Annotated in this window: 13 protein-coding genes; 3 read left to right on the top strand and 10 right to left on the bottom strand. The window is 69.9% G+C overall.

Features of this window, described 5'->3' with window-relative positions; translation table 11 throughout:
* Positions 1-9 precede the first annotated feature (9 nt).
* The 9 genes from PKC53_RS08430 to PKC53_RS08470 form a co-directional block, all read right to left on the bottom strand.
* A complete protein-coding gene (locus tag PKC53_RS08430; protein ID WP_324428026.1) occupies positions 10-1,335 on the bottom strand; it encodes an HD domain-containing phosphohydrolase in 1,326 nt (441 codons plus the stop codon).
* Between the two features lie 67 nt (positions 1,336-1,402).
* Positions 1,403-2,347, bottom strand: coding sequence for a mechanosensitive ion channel family protein (locus PKC53_RS08435; RefSeq protein ID WP_324428027.1), 945 nt, complete (start codon positions 2,345-2,347; stop codon positions 1,403-1,405).
* A complete protein-coding gene (otsA, locus tag PKC53_RS08440; RefSeq protein WP_324428028.1) occupies positions 2,344-3,738 on the bottom strand; it encodes an alpha,alpha-trehalose-phosphate synthase (UDP-forming) in 1,395 nt (464 codons plus the stop codon). The genes PKC53_RS08435 and otsA overlap by 4 nt, the downstream gene beginning before the upstream one ends.
* Before the next feature lie 54 nt (positions 3,739-3,792).
* On the bottom strand, positions 3,793-4,524 hold the full coding sequence (gene otsB, locus PKC53_RS08445; protein WP_324428029.1) for a trehalose-phosphatase: 732 nt from the start codon (positions 4,522-4,524) through the stop codon (positions 3,793-3,795).
* 248 nt (positions 4,525-4,772) lie between these two features.
* Positions 4,773-6,185, bottom strand: coding sequence for a gamma-aminobutyraldehyde dehydrogenase (locus PKC53_RS08450; protein WP_324428072.1), 1,413 nt, complete (start codon positions 6,183-6,185; stop codon positions 4,773-4,775).
* 36 nt (positions 6,186-6,221) lie between these two features.
* Positions 6,222-7,019 carry an ABC transporter permease gene (locus PKC53_RS08455; protein WP_324428030.1) on the bottom strand — a complete coding sequence of 266 codons (798 nt, stop codon included), beginning with the start codon at positions 7,017-7,019 and terminating at the stop codon, positions 6,222-6,224.
* Positions 7,020-7,124: 105 nt separating this feature from the next.
* Positions 7,125-8,066: an ABC transporter permease gene (locus tag PKC53_RS08460; protein ID WP_324428073.1), complete on the bottom strand. Its 942-nt coding sequence runs from the start codon at positions 8,064-8,066 to the stop codon at positions 7,125-7,127.
* Between the two features lie 2 nt (positions 8,067-8,068).
* Positions 8,069-9,082, bottom strand: coding sequence for an ABC transporter ATP-binding protein (locus PKC53_RS08465; protein ID WP_324428031.1), 1,014 nt, complete (start codon positions 9,080-9,082; stop codon positions 8,069-8,071).
* A gap of 113 nt (positions 9,083-9,195) precedes the next feature.
* The gene (locus PKC53_RS08470; protein WP_324428032.1) at positions 9,196-10,365 is read right to left on the bottom strand and encodes an ABC transporter substrate-binding protein; all 1,170 of its coding nucleotides are present in this window, start codon (positions 10,363-10,365) and stop codon (positions 9,196-9,198) included.
* A 542-nt stretch (positions 10,366-10,907) separates the two neighbouring features.
* Between PKC53_RS08470 and PKC53_RS08475 the strand changes: the two genes are divergently transcribed.
* From PKC53_RS08475 to PKC53_RS08485, 3 genes are all read left to right on the top strand, one after another.
* Positions 10,908-12,830 (top strand): PrkA family serine protein kinase, encoded by a 1,923-nt coding sequence (locus PKC53_RS08475; protein ID WP_324428033.1) that lies wholly within the window; start codon positions 10,908-10,910, stop codon positions 12,828-12,830.
* Positions 12,831-12,940: 110 nt separating this feature from the next.
* The gene (locus tag PKC53_RS08480) at positions 12,941-14,221 is read left to right on the top strand and encodes a YeaH/YhbH family protein (RefSeq protein ID WP_324428034.1); all 1,281 of its coding nucleotides are present in this window, start codon (positions 12,941-12,943) and stop codon (positions 14,219-14,221) included.
* Positions 14,218-15,771 carry a SpoVR family protein gene (locus PKC53_RS08485; protein WP_324428035.1) on the top strand — a complete coding sequence of 518 codons (1,554 nt, stop codon included), beginning with the start codon at positions 14,218-14,220 and terminating at the stop codon, positions 15,769-15,771. The genes PKC53_RS08480 and PKC53_RS08485 overlap by 4 nt, the downstream gene beginning before the upstream one ends.
* Positions 15,772-15,802: 31 nt before the next feature.
* Here the strand turns inward: PKC53_RS08485 and PKC53_RS08490 are convergent, their stop codons facing one another.
* The gene (locus PKC53_RS08490; RefSeq protein WP_324428036.1) at positions 15,803-16,435 is read right to left on the bottom strand and encodes a hypothetical protein; all 633 of its coding nucleotides are present in this window, start codon (positions 16,433-16,435) and stop codon (positions 15,803-15,805) included.
* Positions 16,436-16,459 lie beyond the last annotated feature (24 nt).

A 16,459-nucleotide genomic window follows, 5' to 3' on the forward strand; every position in this document is an offset into this window, starting at 1 on the left:
CCGCGGCGATCAGCGTGCCGCGGCGACCGGCTCGCCGATGTCTTGCCCCGCGGCGGGCGCGTCGGTGGCGACGACGGCGGCGTCGGTGCGCTCGAGCCACTGCTGCAGCGCCGGCGGGAACGCCTCGCCGGACGCGGCGCGCCAGCGCCGGCGCGCGAGTCGGCCGACCATGCGCAGCTGCCAGGCGGCTTCGTCGGCGAGCAGCGCCAGTTCGAGCGCGTCGCCCCCGTCGCCGCCGACCGCCTCGAGCATCTCGAGCTGGGGCGGGGCCACACCGGCATCGGCCATGCTGCGCAGCACCTCGCCGCAGCGATCGCTCACTTCGGCAATGGTGCGGCGACGTTCGGCGGTGAACAGCGCCGCGTCGGCGAGCTCGGCCGGCCACTCGCCGAGCGCCGCCTGCAGCGCGCACAGGCGCTCGATCGACGCGGCACGCGGCGGCGCGCCGCCGTCGGCGCCGCGGCCGCCGAGCAGCCGGTGCAGACGCTGCACCAGCGCCGTGTCGTAGCGTCCGCGGTTCAGGCGCAGCTGCAGCGACAGTCGCGCCTCGAAGCGCGCCGACGGCAGGGCATGACGCGCCGACACCAGTTCGGCGAGCGCGACGATGCGCCCCCACGGGCCAATCGCGTCGCCGGCCAGGTGGCGCGGGTAGCCCGACCCATCGAGCGCCTCGTGGTGCTCGAGCACGGCGCGCACCACGTCGTGCGGGAACTCGTGGTGGCGCTCGAGCAGCATCGCCGACACCAGCGGGTGCGCGTACAGCTGCCGCCGCTGTTCGCGCTGCAGCGGCACCGCGGGCTGCAGCAGCACCGGGTCGACGTGCAGCATGCCCAGGTCGTGCAGCAGTCCGGCCGCAGCCAGTTGCGCCAGCTCGTGCCGCGTGACCAGTGCCTCGTCGCCGAGCCAGGCCGCCGTCAGCGCGCAGGCCAGCGCGTGCTCGAACTGCGCCGGATGCAGCTCGAGCAGCAGGGTCAGCTGCAGTGCGATCGGCGGCGGCAGCGGCACCGAGTCGAGCGCCGCCAGCAGGCGGTCGCGGCGGATCGCCGGCGCGAGCATGCGCGCGAACAGCGGCTGGCGTTCGGCCAGCGCCAGCGCGCGCTCGCGCAGCAGCGCCGCGTTGACGCCAGGCTCGGCGCGCACCGAATCCTCGATCGGCGCGGCCAGCGGGTGCTGCATCAGCCGCTCGTACAGCCGCTCGTCGACGGTGACACCGGCGTCGATGACCTTGACGCCCCGCGTGTTGTAGATGGCGCTCGCGACGACCACCGGCCGGCGCCGGCCGAGCTCGGTGACGGCGCGGGTCAGGTGCTGCCGGTCGGCGCGGGCATCGGCCATGCGACGGCTTGTAACACCGCCGACGGTCGCCGCGAGCGGCCGCCGCACCGCGCGCCGGTGCGGCGCGTCAGCTCTGCACGTTCGGCGTCGCGTGCGCGGCACGCGGCGCTCGCTGCAGCTGCAACGGCAGCGCCGGCGCGAGGCCGTCCTTGGGTTGACCGGCGTAGAAGCGCACATGCGGCAGGGGAATCTCGATGCCTGCATGGTCGAAGGCGTGTTTCAGCCGGCGCAGGTACTCGCGCCTGACGCCCCACTGGTCGGCCGGCTGGCACTTGATTCGGCAGCGGATCACGACCGCCGAGTCGGCCCACTGGTCGACGCCGGCGATCTCCAGGTCGTCGAGGATGCGCGGCGCGAACGCAGCGTCGGCGCGCAGTTCGGTGGCGACCTCGCGCATCACCGCCATCACCTGGTCGGTGTTCTCGCGGTACGCGACGCGCACGTCGAGCACGGCGTTGGCATAGCCGCGTGTGAGGTTGATGACCGTCGTGATCTGGCCGTTGGGCACGAAGTGCACGCGGCCGTCGTAGTCGCGCAGCTGCACGTAGCGCAGCGTGACCACCTCGACGGAGCCGGCGTGGCCACCACCGAGGTCGACGATGTCCCCCTGGCGGATCTGGTCCTCGACGAGGATCGAGAAGCCGGTGAAGTAGTCGCGCACCAGGCTCTGCGCGCCGAAGCCCACTGCCACGCCGACGACGCCGGCGGCGCCGAGGATCGGGGCCACCGACACGCCGAGTTCGCCGAGCACCAGCATGCCGGCGATCAGCGAGACGACCACGGTCACCAGGTAGCGGAACACGCGGGCGATCGTCTCGGCACGCTTCAACGCCTCGCGGTCGTCGAGGCGGCTGGCCACGCGGTCGCGGAACGCGCGGATTGTGCGGCGCAGCAGCGCGACGACGATCCACGCGGCGACCAGGATCACCGTGATGCGCAGTGCCGCGGCGGTCGCGCTGCCCATGCCGGTCCACAGGCGCTCGAGGGCTTGCAGCAGGTTCTCGTTGTTCATGCGGGAGGGTCCTCCGTGAGGGTTTGCAGGAATTCGCGCTGCCATCGGTGCACGTCGTGCGTGCGGATCTGCGCCAGCAGCCGGGCGTGGCGCGCGCGGCGCTCGTCGATCGGCATGCGCAGCGCGTGCTGGATCGCGTCGGCCGTGCCCTGCGTGTCGTACGGGTTGACGAGCAGTGCGTGCTCGCCCAGCCGCTCGGCGGCGCCGGCGAAACGCGACAGCACGAGCACGCCGGGGTCGGCCGGGTCCTGCGCCGCGACGAACTCCTTGGCCACCAGGTTCATGCCGTCGCGCAGCGGCGTGACCAGCCCGACGCGCGCGGCGCGGTACAGCCCGGGCAGGCGACGCCGCGCGACGGTGCGGTGGATGTAGCGCACCGGCATCCAGTCGAGTTCTCCGTACTCGCCGTTGATCGCGCCGCACAACCCCTCGAGCTCGCGACGGATGTCGGCGTAGGCGTGCACGTCCTCGCGCGACGGCGAAGCGACCTGGATCAGCGTCGCGCTGTTGCGGTTCTCGGGGTAACGCTCGAGCAGGCGCTGGAACGCGCGCACGCGCTGCGGCAGGCCCTTCGAGTAGTCGAGCCGGTCGACGCCCACCAGCAGCTGGCGTTTGGCGTACTGCTCGCGCATCGTCGCCAGTGTGTCCTGCGCGTCGCGGCCGGCGAGCAGCGACTCGAACTCGTCGACGTCGATGCCGATGGGGAACGCGCGCGCGCGCACGCTGCGCCCGAACGCGTGGAACAGGTCGTCGCGCCGCTGCTCGGCACGGCCCTCGTTGCGCACGTAGCGTGCGAAGTGCTCGACGTCGGCCTGCGCCTGGAAGCCGAGCAGGTCGTGGGCGAACAGCGAGCGCATCAGCCACTCGTGCTGCGGAATCGCCGCGAGGATCAGCGGCGGCGGCAGCGGGATGTGCAGGAAGAACCCGATGCGGTGCGTGCTGCCCATCGCGCGCAACTCGGCGGCCAGCGGGATCAGGTGGTAGTCGTGCACCCAGACCACGTCGTCGGGGCGCAGCAGCGGCATCAGCTTGCGCGCGAACATGCGGTTCACGCGGCGGTAGCCCTCGATGCTGCCGGCGTCGAAGTCGGCCAGGTCGAGGCGGTAGTGGAACACCGGCCACAGCACGCCGTTGCTGTAGCCGAGGTAGTACGCGTCGTGGTCGTCCCGGCTGAGGTCGACGGTGGCCAGCGTCACGTCGCCGGCGCGCTGCACCTGCAGCGCGGCCTCGCCCGGCGTGCCGCCGGCGTCGCGCTCGGTGACCGCGCCGCTGGTGCCGAACCACAGCCCGCCGGACTGGTTCAGCGCCTCGGCCAGCGCGACGGCCAGCCCGCCGGCCGCGGTCCTGCGCGGGTCGGCGACGCGGTTGGAAACGACGACGAGTCGGGGCATGGTCTCACTCCTTCGCGGGGCGGGGTCGGCCGCGTTCGACGCGCGGCACGGGGGTCACGGCGCCAGCGCGGCGACCGCGGCGCGCAGCCAGCCGTGCAGCGCCGCCGGGTCGGCCAAGCGGTGCGGGGCGAGCGTGTCGCCGTCGCCGACCTTGACTGCAACGCCGCCGAGCGCGAGCACCGCCTCGAAGGCCGACTCGTCGGTGACGTCGTCGCCGAAGAACCAGGGGCGCCGGTGGCGAAACGGCCGCTCGCCGAGGAACGCGCGCACCGCGTGTCCCTTGCCGGCGTGCCGGGGCTTGAGTTCGACGACCATCTTGCCGCGCTGCAGCGCCATGCCTTCGACCCGGCCCATGGCCACGCCCATCGCCGTCAGGCATTCGTCCTCGAGTTGCGGCGCCTGGCGGTAGTGCAGAGCGAGCGCGCCGGGTTTGCGCTCGAGGCGCAGTGCAGGCTGGCGTTCGCACAGCACCTGCAGCACCGCGAGGGCCGGCGCGAGGTCGGGCACCGCGAGCCGGCGCCACTGTCCGTCGGCGCCACGACGCTCGGCGCCGTGCACCCCGGCGGCCGGCAGCCTCAGCGGTTGCAGGTGGGCATCGAGTTCGCCGATCGGGCGGCCGGAGACGATCGCGACGGCACCCGCCAAGGGGGCGGCAAGGCGCGCGAGCAGATCCGGCAAACCGTCGGCCACGCGCACGCTGTCGGGGGTCGGGGCGAGGTCGGCGAGGGTGCCGTCGAAGTCGAAGAACAGGGCGCAGCCGGCGTGCGGCAGCGGAAGGGGCCGCATGGCCGCACCTTAACGGCTGCGAGCTCGCGCGGCCCGATCGGCGCGCAAAGTCTCACCCGTCGGGTGAGACTTTGCGCTGGCGGCGCCGGCCCGGGCGACGCGATGCTCATCACGCGAAAGCCGCTGAAGGCGCAAGTATGCGCCCACATCACCACCGAAGGGCGGTGACCTCCAGGGCCGCGACTCGAGTCAACCGAACGGGCGCCGGAGATCGTTCGCCGGCACCCACCTCGAGGGTGCGAACGGGTCTACAGCTTGACCATCACGTGCCGCGCCACGGTGTAGTCCTCGAGCGCGTACATGCTCATGTCCTTGCCGTACCCGCTGCTCTTCAGGCCGCCGTGCGGCATCTCGTTGACGAGCATGAAGTGCGTGTTGATCCAGGTACAGCCGTACTGCAACTTCTTCGCGACGCGCATCGCGCGGCCCACGTCCTGCGTCCACACCGACGACGCCAGCCCGTAATCGCTGTCATTGGCCCAGGCGATGGCCTGCTCGGCGTCGGTGAAGCGCGTCACGCTGACCACCGGCCCGAACACCTCGCGCTTGACGATCTCGTCGTCCTGCCTCGCGCCGGCGATCACCGTGGGCTCGTAGAAGAAGCCGGCGCCGGCGCGCACCTTTCCGCCGGTCGTCACCTCCATGTGACCGGCCATCATCGCGCGCTCGACGAAGCTGGCGACGCGGTTGCGCTGGCGATCGCTGATCAGCGGGCCGATCTCGGCGTCGGCGTCGTCCTGCAGGCCCATGCGGATGCCCTTGACCGCGCTCGACAGGTCGGCCACCAGTCTGTCGTGGATCTTCGCTCCGGCGTAGACACGGCACGCGGCGGTGCAGTCCTGGCCGGCGTTGTAGTAGCCGAACGTGCGCAGGCCCTCGACGACGGCGTCGAGGTCGGCGTCGTCGAACACGATCACCGGCGCCTTGCCGCCGAGTTCGAGGTGCGTGCGCTTGAGCGTGCCGCTGGCGGCCTGCAGGATCTTGCGGCCGGTGGCGACGTCACCGGTCAGGCTGACCATCGCGACCTTCGGGTGCTCGACCAGCGGCTGGCCCACCGTCGCGCCGCGGCCGGCGATCACGTTGAGCACGCCCTTCGGGAGGATCTCGGCGGCGACCTGCGCGAGCAGCAGCGTCGTCAGCGGCGTCTGCTCGCTCGGCTTGATGACCACCGTGTTGCCGGCGGCCAGTGCCGGTGCCGTCTTCCACGCCGCCATCATCAGCGGGTAGTTCCACGGCGCGATCGAGCCGACGACGCCGACCGGATCGCGCCGGATCATGCTGGTGTGGCCGGCCAGGTACTCGTTGGCCACCGTGCCGCTGACGCAGCGCGCGGCGCCGGCGAAGTAGCGCAGGCAGTCGGCGATGGCCGGGATCTCGTCGCCGAGCGCGCGCGCGTAAGGCTTGCCGCAGTTCAGGCTCTCGAGCCGCGCGAACTCCTCGGCGCGCGCCTCGATCGCGTCGGCGAGCCTGAGCAGCAGCCGCGAACGCTCCATCGGCGTCGTCTCGCTCCAGGCGTCGAACGCGCGGTGCGCAGCCGACACCGCCTTGTGCACCTGCTCGGTCGACGCTTCGGGCACGGCGACCAGCACCTCGCCGGTCGAGGGGTTGAGCACCTTCTCGGCTTCGCCTTCGCCGGCGACGAAGGCGCCGTCGATGAACAGGTCGGTGGGCAGGGCAACGGCGGGCATGGTGCTCTCCTAGCGGTGGGACGGCTCGTCGGAACGGGTCAGCGTGTAGGCGGCGACGATGGGGATGAACGTCAGCGCGATGATCACCACGGCCACCACGTTGGTCACCGGGCGCTGGCGCGGGCGGATCAGCTCCTGCAGCATCCAGATCGGCAGCGTGGTCTGCTGGCCGGCGGTGAAGGTGGTCACGATGACCTCGTCGAAGCTCAGTGCGAACGCGAGCAGCCCGCCGGCGAGCAACGCCGAACCGAGCTGCGGCGCGATCACGTAACGCAGCGTCTGGAACGCGTCGGCGCCGAGGTCCATCGATGCCTCGATCAGGTTCGGGTTCAGCCGCCGCAGCCGCGCCACCGCGTTGTTGAACACGACCACCACGCAGAACGTCGCGTGACCGATCACGATGGTCCAGAAGCTGAACGGGATCTCGAGCGTGTGGTAGGCGCTGCGCAGCGCGATGCCGGTGATGATGCCGGGCAGCGCGATCGGCAGGATGAACAGCAGCGAGATCGCGTCGCGGCCGAAGAAGCGCGTGCGCGCGAGCGCCCCCGCGGCGAGGGACCCCAGCACCAGCGCGACCAGCGTCGACACCGCGGCGACCTGCATCGACAGCGTGATGGCCGCCCACACGTCCTCGCGCTGCCAGGCCACCGCAAACCACTGCGTCGTCAGCGCCGGCGGCGGGAACACGTAGCTCTTGTCCTCGGCGCTGAACGCGTACAGCACGATCAGCGCCAGCGGCACGTGCAGGAACGCGAGCACCGCCCCCGCGGCGATCTTCAGGCCCCAGGGCGCCTTGTCGCCCCTCATCGCGAAGCTCCGACGCAGTCAAGCGGCCGCCGCGGATGCGGCTGCGCCGGTCCGCCGGCGGCGCCCCCCTGGGGGGGAAGCGCCGCAGGCGCCACGGGGGGGTGCCTAGAGCGCATCGAAGGCTCCCAGCCGCTTCGCGACCCAGAGGTAGACGCCGATGACGAAGATCGGCACCAGCGAAAACGCCGCCGCGAACGGGATGTTCCCGGCCACACCCTGCTGGCGATAGACGACCTGGCCGATGTACAGCGTGCTGTCGCCGATGACCTGCGGGATGATGTAGTCGCCCAGCGTCAGCGAGAACGTGAAGATCGATCCCGCCGCGACGCCCGGCATCGACAGCGGCGCGATGACCTTCCAGAACGTCGTCGACGGCGGCGCGCCGAGGTCGCCCGACGCCTCGATCAGCGACGCCGGGATGCGCTCGACCGAGGCCATGATCGGCAGCACCATGAAGGGCAGCCACATGTAGACGAAGACGACGAAGGTGCCCAGCGTCGAGAAGCTCAGGCTCGGTCCGCCGATGGCCGGCAGTGAGAGCAACGCGTCGATGACCCAGGTCGTGCCGGTCGCCTCGGCGACCCAGCTGATCGCGCCTTCCTTTGCCAGCAGCAGCTTCCACGCGTACAGCCGCACGAGGTAGCTCGACCACAGCGGCAGCATCACCAGGATGTAACACGCCGCCTTCCACGGGCCGGTCGCGTGGCGCGCCATCAGGTACGCCAGCGGGAAGCCGAGCGCGACGCAGGCGAGCGTGACGGCGACGGCCATCGCCACGGTGCGACGCATCACGTCGAGGTTCGCGGGGCTGGCGAGCTCGACGAAGTTCTTCAGCGTGAACTCGCGCACCACCTGCCCGGTGAAGTCGTCGAGACCGAAAAACGCGTTGGCCAGCAGCGCGAACAGGCTGCCCAGGTAGATCACGCCGAACCACAGCAGCGGCGGGGCCAGCAACGCGAGCAGCAGCAGCCCGCGGCGCGAGTACAGCAGGTCCGACAGACGGCGGCGCGCGCCGGCCGGCGGCGTCGACGCGATCGCCGCGCCCATGTTCACGCGCGCGAGCCCTGCAGCGGATGCACCGCGTGCGCGTCCCAGTGCAGGTGCACGGTGGCGCCGGCCTCGGGCGCACGCCGTCCGGGCGCCTCGGGAAGGTCGGCCTGCAGCGTGCAGCCGTCGAGTGCGACGCGCAAGCGGGTGAAGGCGCCGAAGTACTGGACCTCGGTGACGGTGCCACCCGCGCGTGCACCGGCGGCGTCGCCGACGCGGATGCGTTCCGGGCGCAGCATCGCCGCCGCGTGCCCCGTCAGACGCTGCGCGGCGTCACCGTCGAGCACGTTGGCCGCACCGACGAACTGCGCGACGAAGCGCGTCGCCGGCGCGTCGTAGACCTGTTGCGGCGTGCCGACCTGCTCGAGGCGGCCGGCATGGAACACGCCGATGCGGTCGCTCATCGACAGCGCCTCGTGCTGGTCGTGCGTGATGAACAGGAACGTGATGCCCAGCCGGCGCTGCAACGCCTTGAGCTCGCTTTGCATCTGTTCGCGCAGCTTCAGGTCGAGCGCGCCCAGCGGTTCGTCGAGCAGCAGCACCTGCGGCTGGTTGATCAGCGCGCGCGCCAGCGCCACGCGCTGGCGCTGCCCGCCGGACAGCTGACCGGGGCGCCGGTCGCCGACGCCGGCGAGCTCGACCAGCGCGAGCAGCTCTTCGGCGCGCCGCTCACGCTCGGCCTTCGGCACCTTGCGCACCATCAACGAGTACGCGACGTTGTCGCGGATGTTCATATGCGGGAACAGCGCATAGTCCTGGAACACGGTGTTCACCGGCCGCGCGTACGGTGGGCGCTGCGTGACGTCCTCGCCGCCGATCAGGATGCGCCCCGCGGTCGGCAGCGTGAAGCCGCCGATCATGCGCAGGCACGTGGTCTTGCCCGAGCCCGATGGCCCGAGCAGCGTGAAGAACTCGCCGGCCTCGATCGTCAGGTCGACACCGTCGACGGCGCGCACGGCCGCCGCGCCGTGGCCGAAGACGCACGACACGCGCTCGAGCGTGACAGCGGTGGTCATGGGGATGCCGTCGGGATGTGGTGTGCACGCCGACGCCGCGGAACCGGCCGGGCCGGTCCGCTGGCGTCACCCCCACGAGGGGGGGCGGCGTCAGCCGCTGCGGGGGTGGGCCGTCACCTGCCGCCGAGGATGGCGATGTAGTCGGTGACCCAGCGGTGGTAGGGCACGCAGCCGGCGCTGTGCGACTTGCACTGACTCACCGGGGTGCGCCAGAAGCTGATCTTGTCGAACGCGTCGTAGCCCTGCCTCGAGCAGCCGTCGTCACCGAGCAGCTTGTTGCCCTTGCACGCCGCCGGCACCGCGGGCACCGAGCCGAACCAGGCCGCCAGGTCGCCCTGCAGCTTCGGGTTCAGCGAGTGCTCGAGCCACAGGTAGGCGCAGTTCGGGTTCTTCGCGTCGACGTGCATCATCGTGCTGTCGGCCCAGCCGGTGGCGCCCTCGACCGGCACCACGGTGGCCACCGGGCGATTCTTCGACTTCAGGATGTTGGCCATGAACTGCCAGCTGCTCGACGCCACGACGCCCTCGTTGGTGAAGTCGTCGATCTGCACGAAGGCGTCGTGCCAGTACTTGCCCACGAGTTTGCGCTGGCCGCGCAGCAGCTCGAGGGCCGCCTTGTACTGGTCCTCGGTCAGTTCGTACGGGTCCTTGATGCCGAGCTCGGGGCGCTTCTTCATCAGGTACAGCGCCGCGTCGGCGATGTAGATCGGCCCGTCGAAGGCCTGCACGCGCCCCTTGTTGCTCTTGCCGTCGGGCAGCGTCTGCTCCTCGAAGACCACGCCCCAGCTGGTCGGCGGCTTGTCCTTGAAGACGTTGGTGTTGTACATCAGCACGTTCCAGCCCCACTGGTACGGCACGCCGTAGTGCGTGTTGCCCTCGTAGTGCCAGGGGGCCTTCTGCAGCCGCGGGTCGATGTGCTTGTAGCTCGGGATCAGGCCGACGTTGATCGGCTGCACCTTCTTGCCGCGGATCAGCCGCGTACTCGCGTCGCCCGACGCCGTGACGAGGTCGAAGCCGCCCTCGTTCATCAGCGCGACCATCTCGTCCGACGTGCCGGCGGTCTTCACGTTGACCTTGCAGCCGGTCTTCTTCTCGAAGTCGGTGACCCAGTCGAAGTTCTTGTCGGTCGCGCCGCGCTCGATGTAGCCGGGCCAGGCGACGATGTCGACGCGGCCCTCGCCCTTGCCGAGCTTCTGCAGCGCGCCTTTCTGTGCCAGCGCCGGGGTGGCCAGCGCCACGGCAGCGGTCAGGGCCAGCCAGCGGATTGCACAAGGTCGATTCATGGATGCCTCCAAGGTTGTCGTCGCGGACGCTCGCAACGGTCGATCGTCGTCGGTCGGCGCACATCGCCACCGCTGCGCGACGTTAGCTGTCACCCCCGCCCATGTGAAATTCATTAATGCCGCGCCAAGCTATCGCATGACGAGATAGCTAGGGTTTGTGCCCACTATTTCGCGAGCGCGGTGCGCCAAGTCGGTGCGCGAATCGCCCCGATCAGGGCGAAGTGGCCGTGCTGGTGCTGTCAGCCCAACGCCGGGGCGCCGCGTTGAGGCTTCAGGGCGGCCCCGACTTGACGGCGGTGGGGCCGGCAGGGCATGGTCCTTGCTGGGAGTCGGGCAGGAACAGGCGCACAAAGTGCACGTTGCTCGCCCGATGCGGCGACGGCCGATCGACGAAGCTGGAGACGAGCGCACGCTGGACCGCACACGCTGAAGGCCGGAAAGCTCTGATGGCGCCTGGGCCCGTACAGCCGGGACTTCATCAGAACTTCCCAGACACGCGGGGCCGGGGATCGCCCGTGTGTCTTCCGAATCAGGAGGTCCGCATGGACGTGATCAGCCGGCTCAAGGATCGATACGAACGCTTGCGCGAGGAAGAACTCTCGCTCGAGGACTACCTCGCCGAGTGCAAGCGCAACCCGCTGGCCTACGCCACCGCCGCCGAGCGCATGCTGCAGGCGATCGGCGAGCCGCAGATGGTCGACACGCGCAACGACCCGCGCCTGTCTCGCATCTTCGCCAACAAGATCATCAAGATCTACCCGGCCTTCGCCGAGTTCTACGGCATGGAGGACTCGATCGAGCAGGTCGTGTCCTACTTCCGCCACGCGGCGCAGGGGCTGGAGGAGAAGAAGCAGATCCTCTACCTGCTCGGGCCGGTGGGTGGCGGCAAGAGCTCGATCGCCGAGCGCCTGAAGCAGCTGATGGAGCAGGTGCCGTTCTACGCGATCAAGGGGTCGCCGGTGAACGAGTCGCCGCTGGGCCTGTTCGACCCGGTCGAGGACGGGCCGATCCTGGACAAGGAGTACGGCATCCCGCCGCGCTACCTGAACCGCATCCTGTCGCCGTGGGCGGTCAAGCGGCTCGAGGAGTTCGGCGGCGACATCCGCAGGTTCCGCGTCGTCAAGCGGCACCCGTCGATCCTCAAGCAGATCGCGATCAGCAAGACCGAGCCGGGCGACGAGAACAACCAGGACATCAGCTCGCTGGTCGGCAAGGTCGACATCCGCAAGCTCGAGACCTACGCGCAGGACGACCCCGACGCCTACAGCTACTCGGGCGGGCTGTGCCTAGCCAACCAAGGCCTGCTCGAGTTCGTCGAGATGTTCAAGGCGCCGATCAAAGTGCTGCACCCGCTGCTGACCGCCACGCAGGAGGGCAACTTCAAGGGCACCGAGGGGTTCGGCGCGATCCCCTTCGACGGCGTGATCCTCGCGCACAGCAACGAAAGCGAGTGGAAGGCGTTCCGCAACAACAAGAACAACGAGGCCTTCCTCGACCGCATCTACATCGTCAAGGTGCCGTACTGCCTGCGTGTGTCGGAAGAGGTGAAGATCTACGACAAGCTGATCCGCCACTCGTCGCTGGCCGACGCCACCTGCGCGCCGGGCACGCTGAAGATGATGGCGCAGTTCTCGGTGCTCACGCGGCTGAAGGAGCCCGAGAACAGCTCGATCTTCAGCAAGATGCTGGTCTACGACGGCGACAACCTCAAGGACACCGACCCGCGCGCGAAGAGCATCCAGGAGTACCGCGACTACGCCGGCGTCGATGAAGGCATGAGCGGCGTGTCGACGCGTTTCGCGTTCAAGATCCTGTCGAAGGTGTTCAACTTCGACAGCCAGGAAGTCGCGGCCAACCCGGTGCACCTGATGTACGTGCTCGAGCAGCAGATCGAGCGCGAGCAGTTCCCGCCCGAGCTCGAGCAGAAGTACATCGGATTCATCAAGGAGCAGCTCGCGCCGCGCTACGCCGAGTTCATCGGCAAGGAGATCCAGACCGCCTACCTCGAGAGCTACTCCGAATACGGGCAGAACATCTTCGACCGCTACGTGACCTACGCCGACTACTGGATCCAGGACCACGAGTACCGCGACACCGACACCGGCGAGGTGTTCGACCGCGCGGCGCTGAACGCCGAGCTCGAGAAGATCGAGAAGCCCGCCGGCATCGCCAACCCGAAGGACTTCCGCAACGAGATCGTCAACTTCGTGCTGCGCGCGCGCGCCAGCAACCAGGGCAAGAACCCGAACTGGACCAGCTACGAGAAGCTGCGCACCGTGATCGAGAAGAAGATGTTCTCGAACACCGAGGAGCTGCTGCCGGTGATCAGCTTCAACGCCAAGGCCAGCGCCGACGAGGCCAAGAAGCACGAGGACTTCGTGACCCGCATGGTCGCCAAGGGCTACACGCCCAAGCAGGTGCGCCTGCTGTGCGAGTGGTACCTGCGTGTGAGGAAGAGTTCATGAACCCCCCCCGAAGGGGCCTTCGGCCGCCTCCCCCCCAGGGGGGCGCCGCCAGCGGCCCGGCGAAGCCGGTTCCGCGGCGGCGGCTCGGCTAGATCGCAGGACTGCAACCCATGGCGCTTCAATCAATCATCGACCGGCGGCTGGCGGGCAAGAACAAGTCGATCGGCAACCGCGAACGCTTCCTGCGCCGCTACAAGGACAAGATCCGCGAGGCGGTCAAGCGCGCGGTCGACGGGCGCGGCATCCGCGACATGGAGCGCGCCGAGGACATCTCGATCCCGAAGAAGGACCTCTCCGAACCGGTGTTCCACCACGGCCAGGGCGGCGTGCGCGAGACCGTGCACCCCGGCAACAAGGAGTACCTGAAGGGCGACCGCATCGAGCGCCCGAAGGGCGGCGGGGGCGGCGGCAGCGGCAAGGGGCAGGCCAGCGACTCGGGCGAGGGCGAGGACGACTTCGTCTTCACGCTGAGCAAGGAAGAGTTCATGCAGGTCTTCTTCGAGGACCTGGCGCTGCCGCACCTGGTGCGCACGCAGCTCGCCGAGACGCCGGAGTGGAAGTACCACCGCGCCGGCTTCACCAGCGACGGCACGCCGAACAACCTGCACGTGGTGCGCTCGATGCGCGGCGCGATCGGCCGGCGCATCGCGATCGGCTCGGGCGGCCGGCGCGAGTTGCGCGAGATGGAAGAGCGGCTCGCCGAGCTGCAGCGCTTCCCCGACGGCCGCGACGACGAGATCGCCGCGCTGAAGGCCGAGGTCGAGGCGCTGCGCAGCCGCCTGGCGCGCATTCCCTACCTCGACCCGATCGACCTGCGTTTCCGCAACCGCGTGCGCGTGCCGGTGCCGACCTCGAAGGCGGTGATGTTCTGCCTGATGGACGTCTCGGGGTCGATGGACGAGGCGCGCAAGGACCTGGCCAAGCGCTTCTTCATCCTGCTGTACCTGTTCCTGACCAAGCACTACGAGCGCATCGACATCGTCTTCATCCGCCACCACACGCAGGCGCAGGAAGTCGACGAGCAGAACTTCTTCCACGCCACCGAGACCGGGGGCACCGTGGTGTCGTCGGCGCTCGTGCTGATGGAGGAGATCATCCGCGCGCGCTACAGCCCGAGCGAGTGGAACATCTACGGGGCGCAGGCCAGCGACGGCGACAACTGGCACCACGACAGCGGCCGCTGCCGCGAGCTGCTGGCGCAGAAGATCCTGCCGCGCACCCGTTACTACGCCTACGTGCAGGTCGCCGAGGAAGAGCAGAACCTGTGGGAGGAGTACACCCAGCTGCTCGGCACGCACCCTCACTTCGCGATGCGCAAGGCCACCGAGGCGTCGCAGATCTACCCGGTCTTCCGCGACCTGTTCAAGAAGGAAGGAGCCGCCGCGGCATGAAGTACGCGCCCCGCCTGTCGCTCGATGCCCCGCTGCCGGCGCCGGCGCGGCCCGACGAGCCGCTGCCCGGCCCCAGCGACTGGTCCTTCGAGCTGATCGAGCGCTACCACGACGTCATCCGTCGCACCGCCGAGCGCTTCGGGCTGGACACCTACCCGAACCAGCTCGAGATCATCACCGCCGAGCAGATGATGGACGCCTATGCCAGCGTGGGCATGCCGGTCAACTACAGGCACTGGAGCTACGGCAAGGAGTTCATCGCCACCGAGAAGCAGTACCGCCGTGGCCACATGGGGCTGGCCTACGAGATCGTCATCAACTCGAATCCCTGCATCGCCTACCTGATGGAGGAGAACACGATGGCGATGCAGGCGCTGGTGATCGCGCACGCCGCCTACGGGCACAACAGCTTCTTCAAGGGCAACTACCTGTTCCGCATGTGGACCGACGCGTCGGCGATCATCGATTACCTGGTCTACGCGAAGAACTACGTCACGGAGTGCGAGGAGCGCCACGGGCTCGACGCCGTCGAGGAGTTCCTCGACTCGTGCCACGCACTGGCCAACCACGGCGTCGACCGCTACCGTCGCCCGCAGCGCAAGACGCTGGCGCAGGAGCTCGCCGAGCGCAAGGACCGCGAGGCCTACGCGCAGCAGCAGGTCAACGACCTGTGGCGCACGCTGCCGCGGCGCAGCGAGAAGGACGACGGCGCGCCCGAGACGCGGCGCTTCCCCGAGGAACCGCAGGAGAACCTGCTGTACTTCATCGAGAAGAACGCGCCACTGCTCGAACCCTGGCAGCGCGAGATCGTGCGCATCGTGCGCAAGATCTCGCAGTACTTCTATCCGCAGCGCCAGACGCAGGTCATGAACGAGGGGTGGGCCACGTTCTGGCACTACAGGCTGCTGAACACGATGTACGACGACGGCTTCCTGACCGACGGCGTGATGATCGAGTGGCTCAAGTCGCACACCAACGTGATCTACCAGCCGCCCGTGGGTCACCGCGCGTACTCGGGTCTGAACCCGTATGCGCTGGGCTTTGCGATGTACACCGACCTCAAGCGCATCTGCGAGGCGCCCACCGACGAGGACCGCCACTGGTTCCCCGACGTCGCCGGCAAGCCCTGGCTGCCGACGCTCGACCACGCGATGCGCAACTTCAAGGACGAGAGCTTCGTCGGCCAGTACCTCAGCCCCAAGCTGATGCGCGACTTCCGCCTGTTCGCGATCACCGACGACGAGGACGAGCCCGAGCTCGAGGTCAGCGCGATCCACGACGAGACGGGCTACCGCCGCGTGCGCGAGATGCTGTCGCGCCAGTACGACCTCGGCTCGCGCGAGCCGAACATCCAGGTGTGGAACGTCAACCTGCGCGGCGACCGCGCGCTGACGCTACGCCACCAGCAGCACAACGACCGTCCGCTGGCCGAGAGCGCGCACGAGGTGCTCAGGCACGTCGCGCGGTTGTGGGGCTTCCCGGTGCTGCTCGAGAGCGTCGACGGCCGCGGTGACGTGACCAAGCGCTGGTCGGTGACGCCGGCGGCCTGAGCGCGCCGCGGCGCGGCGGGGGCGCTGCGGTTCAACGCCCGGCGGCGTCGGCGCGGCACAGCTCCCAGACCCACGCCGGCGGCAGGTTGTGCCAGATCGTGCGCCGGCACCGCCACACCAGCGGCGCCGAGGCCTCGGGCTCGAACGGCGCGCGCGGCTGGTAGGTGTATTGGACCAGGCGTCGGCGCGGGTCGGCGAGCAGGAACCGTTCGATCGCCGCGCGCGTGCGCGCGTGCCAGTACGGCGGCAGCGACCGGAACGGCAGCGACGACACCAGCACCACCGCCTCGTCGGTCGCCGCCAGCTGTTGCAGCACCTCGTCGGCCGGGGCGCAGTGCACGTCGACACCGGGGAAGCGCCGCGACAGCGCGGCGGCCCAGTGCGGGTCGATCTCGACCGCGGTGAGCGTCGCGGCGGCGTGCCGTTCGAGCAGCGCGGCGGTCACCGCGCCGGTGCCCGCGCCGAGCTCGACGACACGCCCGGCCCCCTCGGCGGCCACCGCCATTGCGCGCGCCAGCCGCGTCGACGACGGCGCCACCGCGCCGACCATGCCGCGGCGCGCCACCGCGTGCCAGACGAAGGCACCGGCCGCCGCCTGCAGGCGGCGCCGCACCTTGCGGCTGCGCGGGTCCGACCACAAGCGCGCCAGCATGCGACGCGTCATGCGCGATCGCGCGTCGAACGGTGC

It is taken from the genome of Azohydromonas sp., assembly GCF_035325925.1.
In the GTDB taxonomy this organism is placed as follows: domain Bacteria; phylum Pseudomonadota; class Gammaproteobacteria; order Burkholderiales; family Burkholderiaceae_C; genus Calidifontimicrobium.

What these genes read in the sequence shown, in the direction of transcription:
- PKC53_RS08465 (WP_324428031.1), bottom strand. Translation starts at nt 9,082, where the DNA reads ATGACCACCGCTGTCACGCTCGAGCGCGTGTCGTGCGTCTTCGGCCAC.
- PKC53_RS08470 (WP_324428032.1), bottom strand. Translation starts at nt 10,365, where the DNA reads ATGAATCGACCTTGTGCAATCCGCTGGCTGGCCCTGACCGCTGCCGTG.
- PKC53_RS08460 (WP_324428073.1), bottom strand. Translation starts at nt 8,066, where the DNA reads ATGGGCGCGGCGATCGCGTCGACGCCGCCGGCCGGCGCGCGCCGCCGT.
- otsA (WP_324428028.1), bottom strand. Translation starts at nt 3,738, where the DNA reads ATGCCCCGACTCGTCGTCGTTTCCAACCGCGTCGCCGACCCGCGCAGG.
- PKC53_RS08485 (WP_324428035.1), top strand. Translation starts at nt 14,218, where the DNA reads ATGAAGTACGCGCCCCGCCTGTCGCTCGATGCCCCGCTGCCGGCGCCG.
- PKC53_RS08435 (WP_324428027.1), bottom strand. Translation starts at nt 2,347, where the DNA reads ATGAACAACGAGAACCTGCTGCAAGCCCTCGAGCGCCTGTGGACCGGC.
- otsB (WP_324428029.1), bottom strand. Translation starts at nt 4,524, where the DNA reads ATGCGGCCCCTTCCGCTGCCGCACGCCGGCTGCGCCCTGTTCTTCGAC.
- PKC53_RS08455 (WP_324428030.1), bottom strand. Translation starts at nt 7,019, where the DNA reads ATGAGGGGCGACAAGGCGCCCTGGGGCCTGAAGATCGCCGCGGGGGCG.
- PKC53_RS08490 (WP_324428036.1), bottom strand. Translation starts at nt 16,435, where the DNA reads ATGACGCGTCGCATGCTGGCGCGCTTGTGGTCGGACCCGCGCAGCCGC.
- PKC53_RS08430 (WP_324428026.1), bottom strand. Translation starts at nt 1,335, where the DNA reads ATGGCCGATGCCCGCGCCGACCGGCAGCACCTGACCCGCGCCGTCACC.
- PKC53_RS08480 (WP_324428034.1), top strand. Translation starts at nt 12,941, where the DNA reads ATGGCGCTTCAATCAATCATCGACCGGCGGCTGGCGGGCAAGAACAAG.
- PKC53_RS08475 (WP_324428033.1), top strand. Translation starts at nt 10,908, where the DNA reads ATGGACGTGATCAGCCGGCTCAAGGATCGATACGAACGCTTGCGCGAG.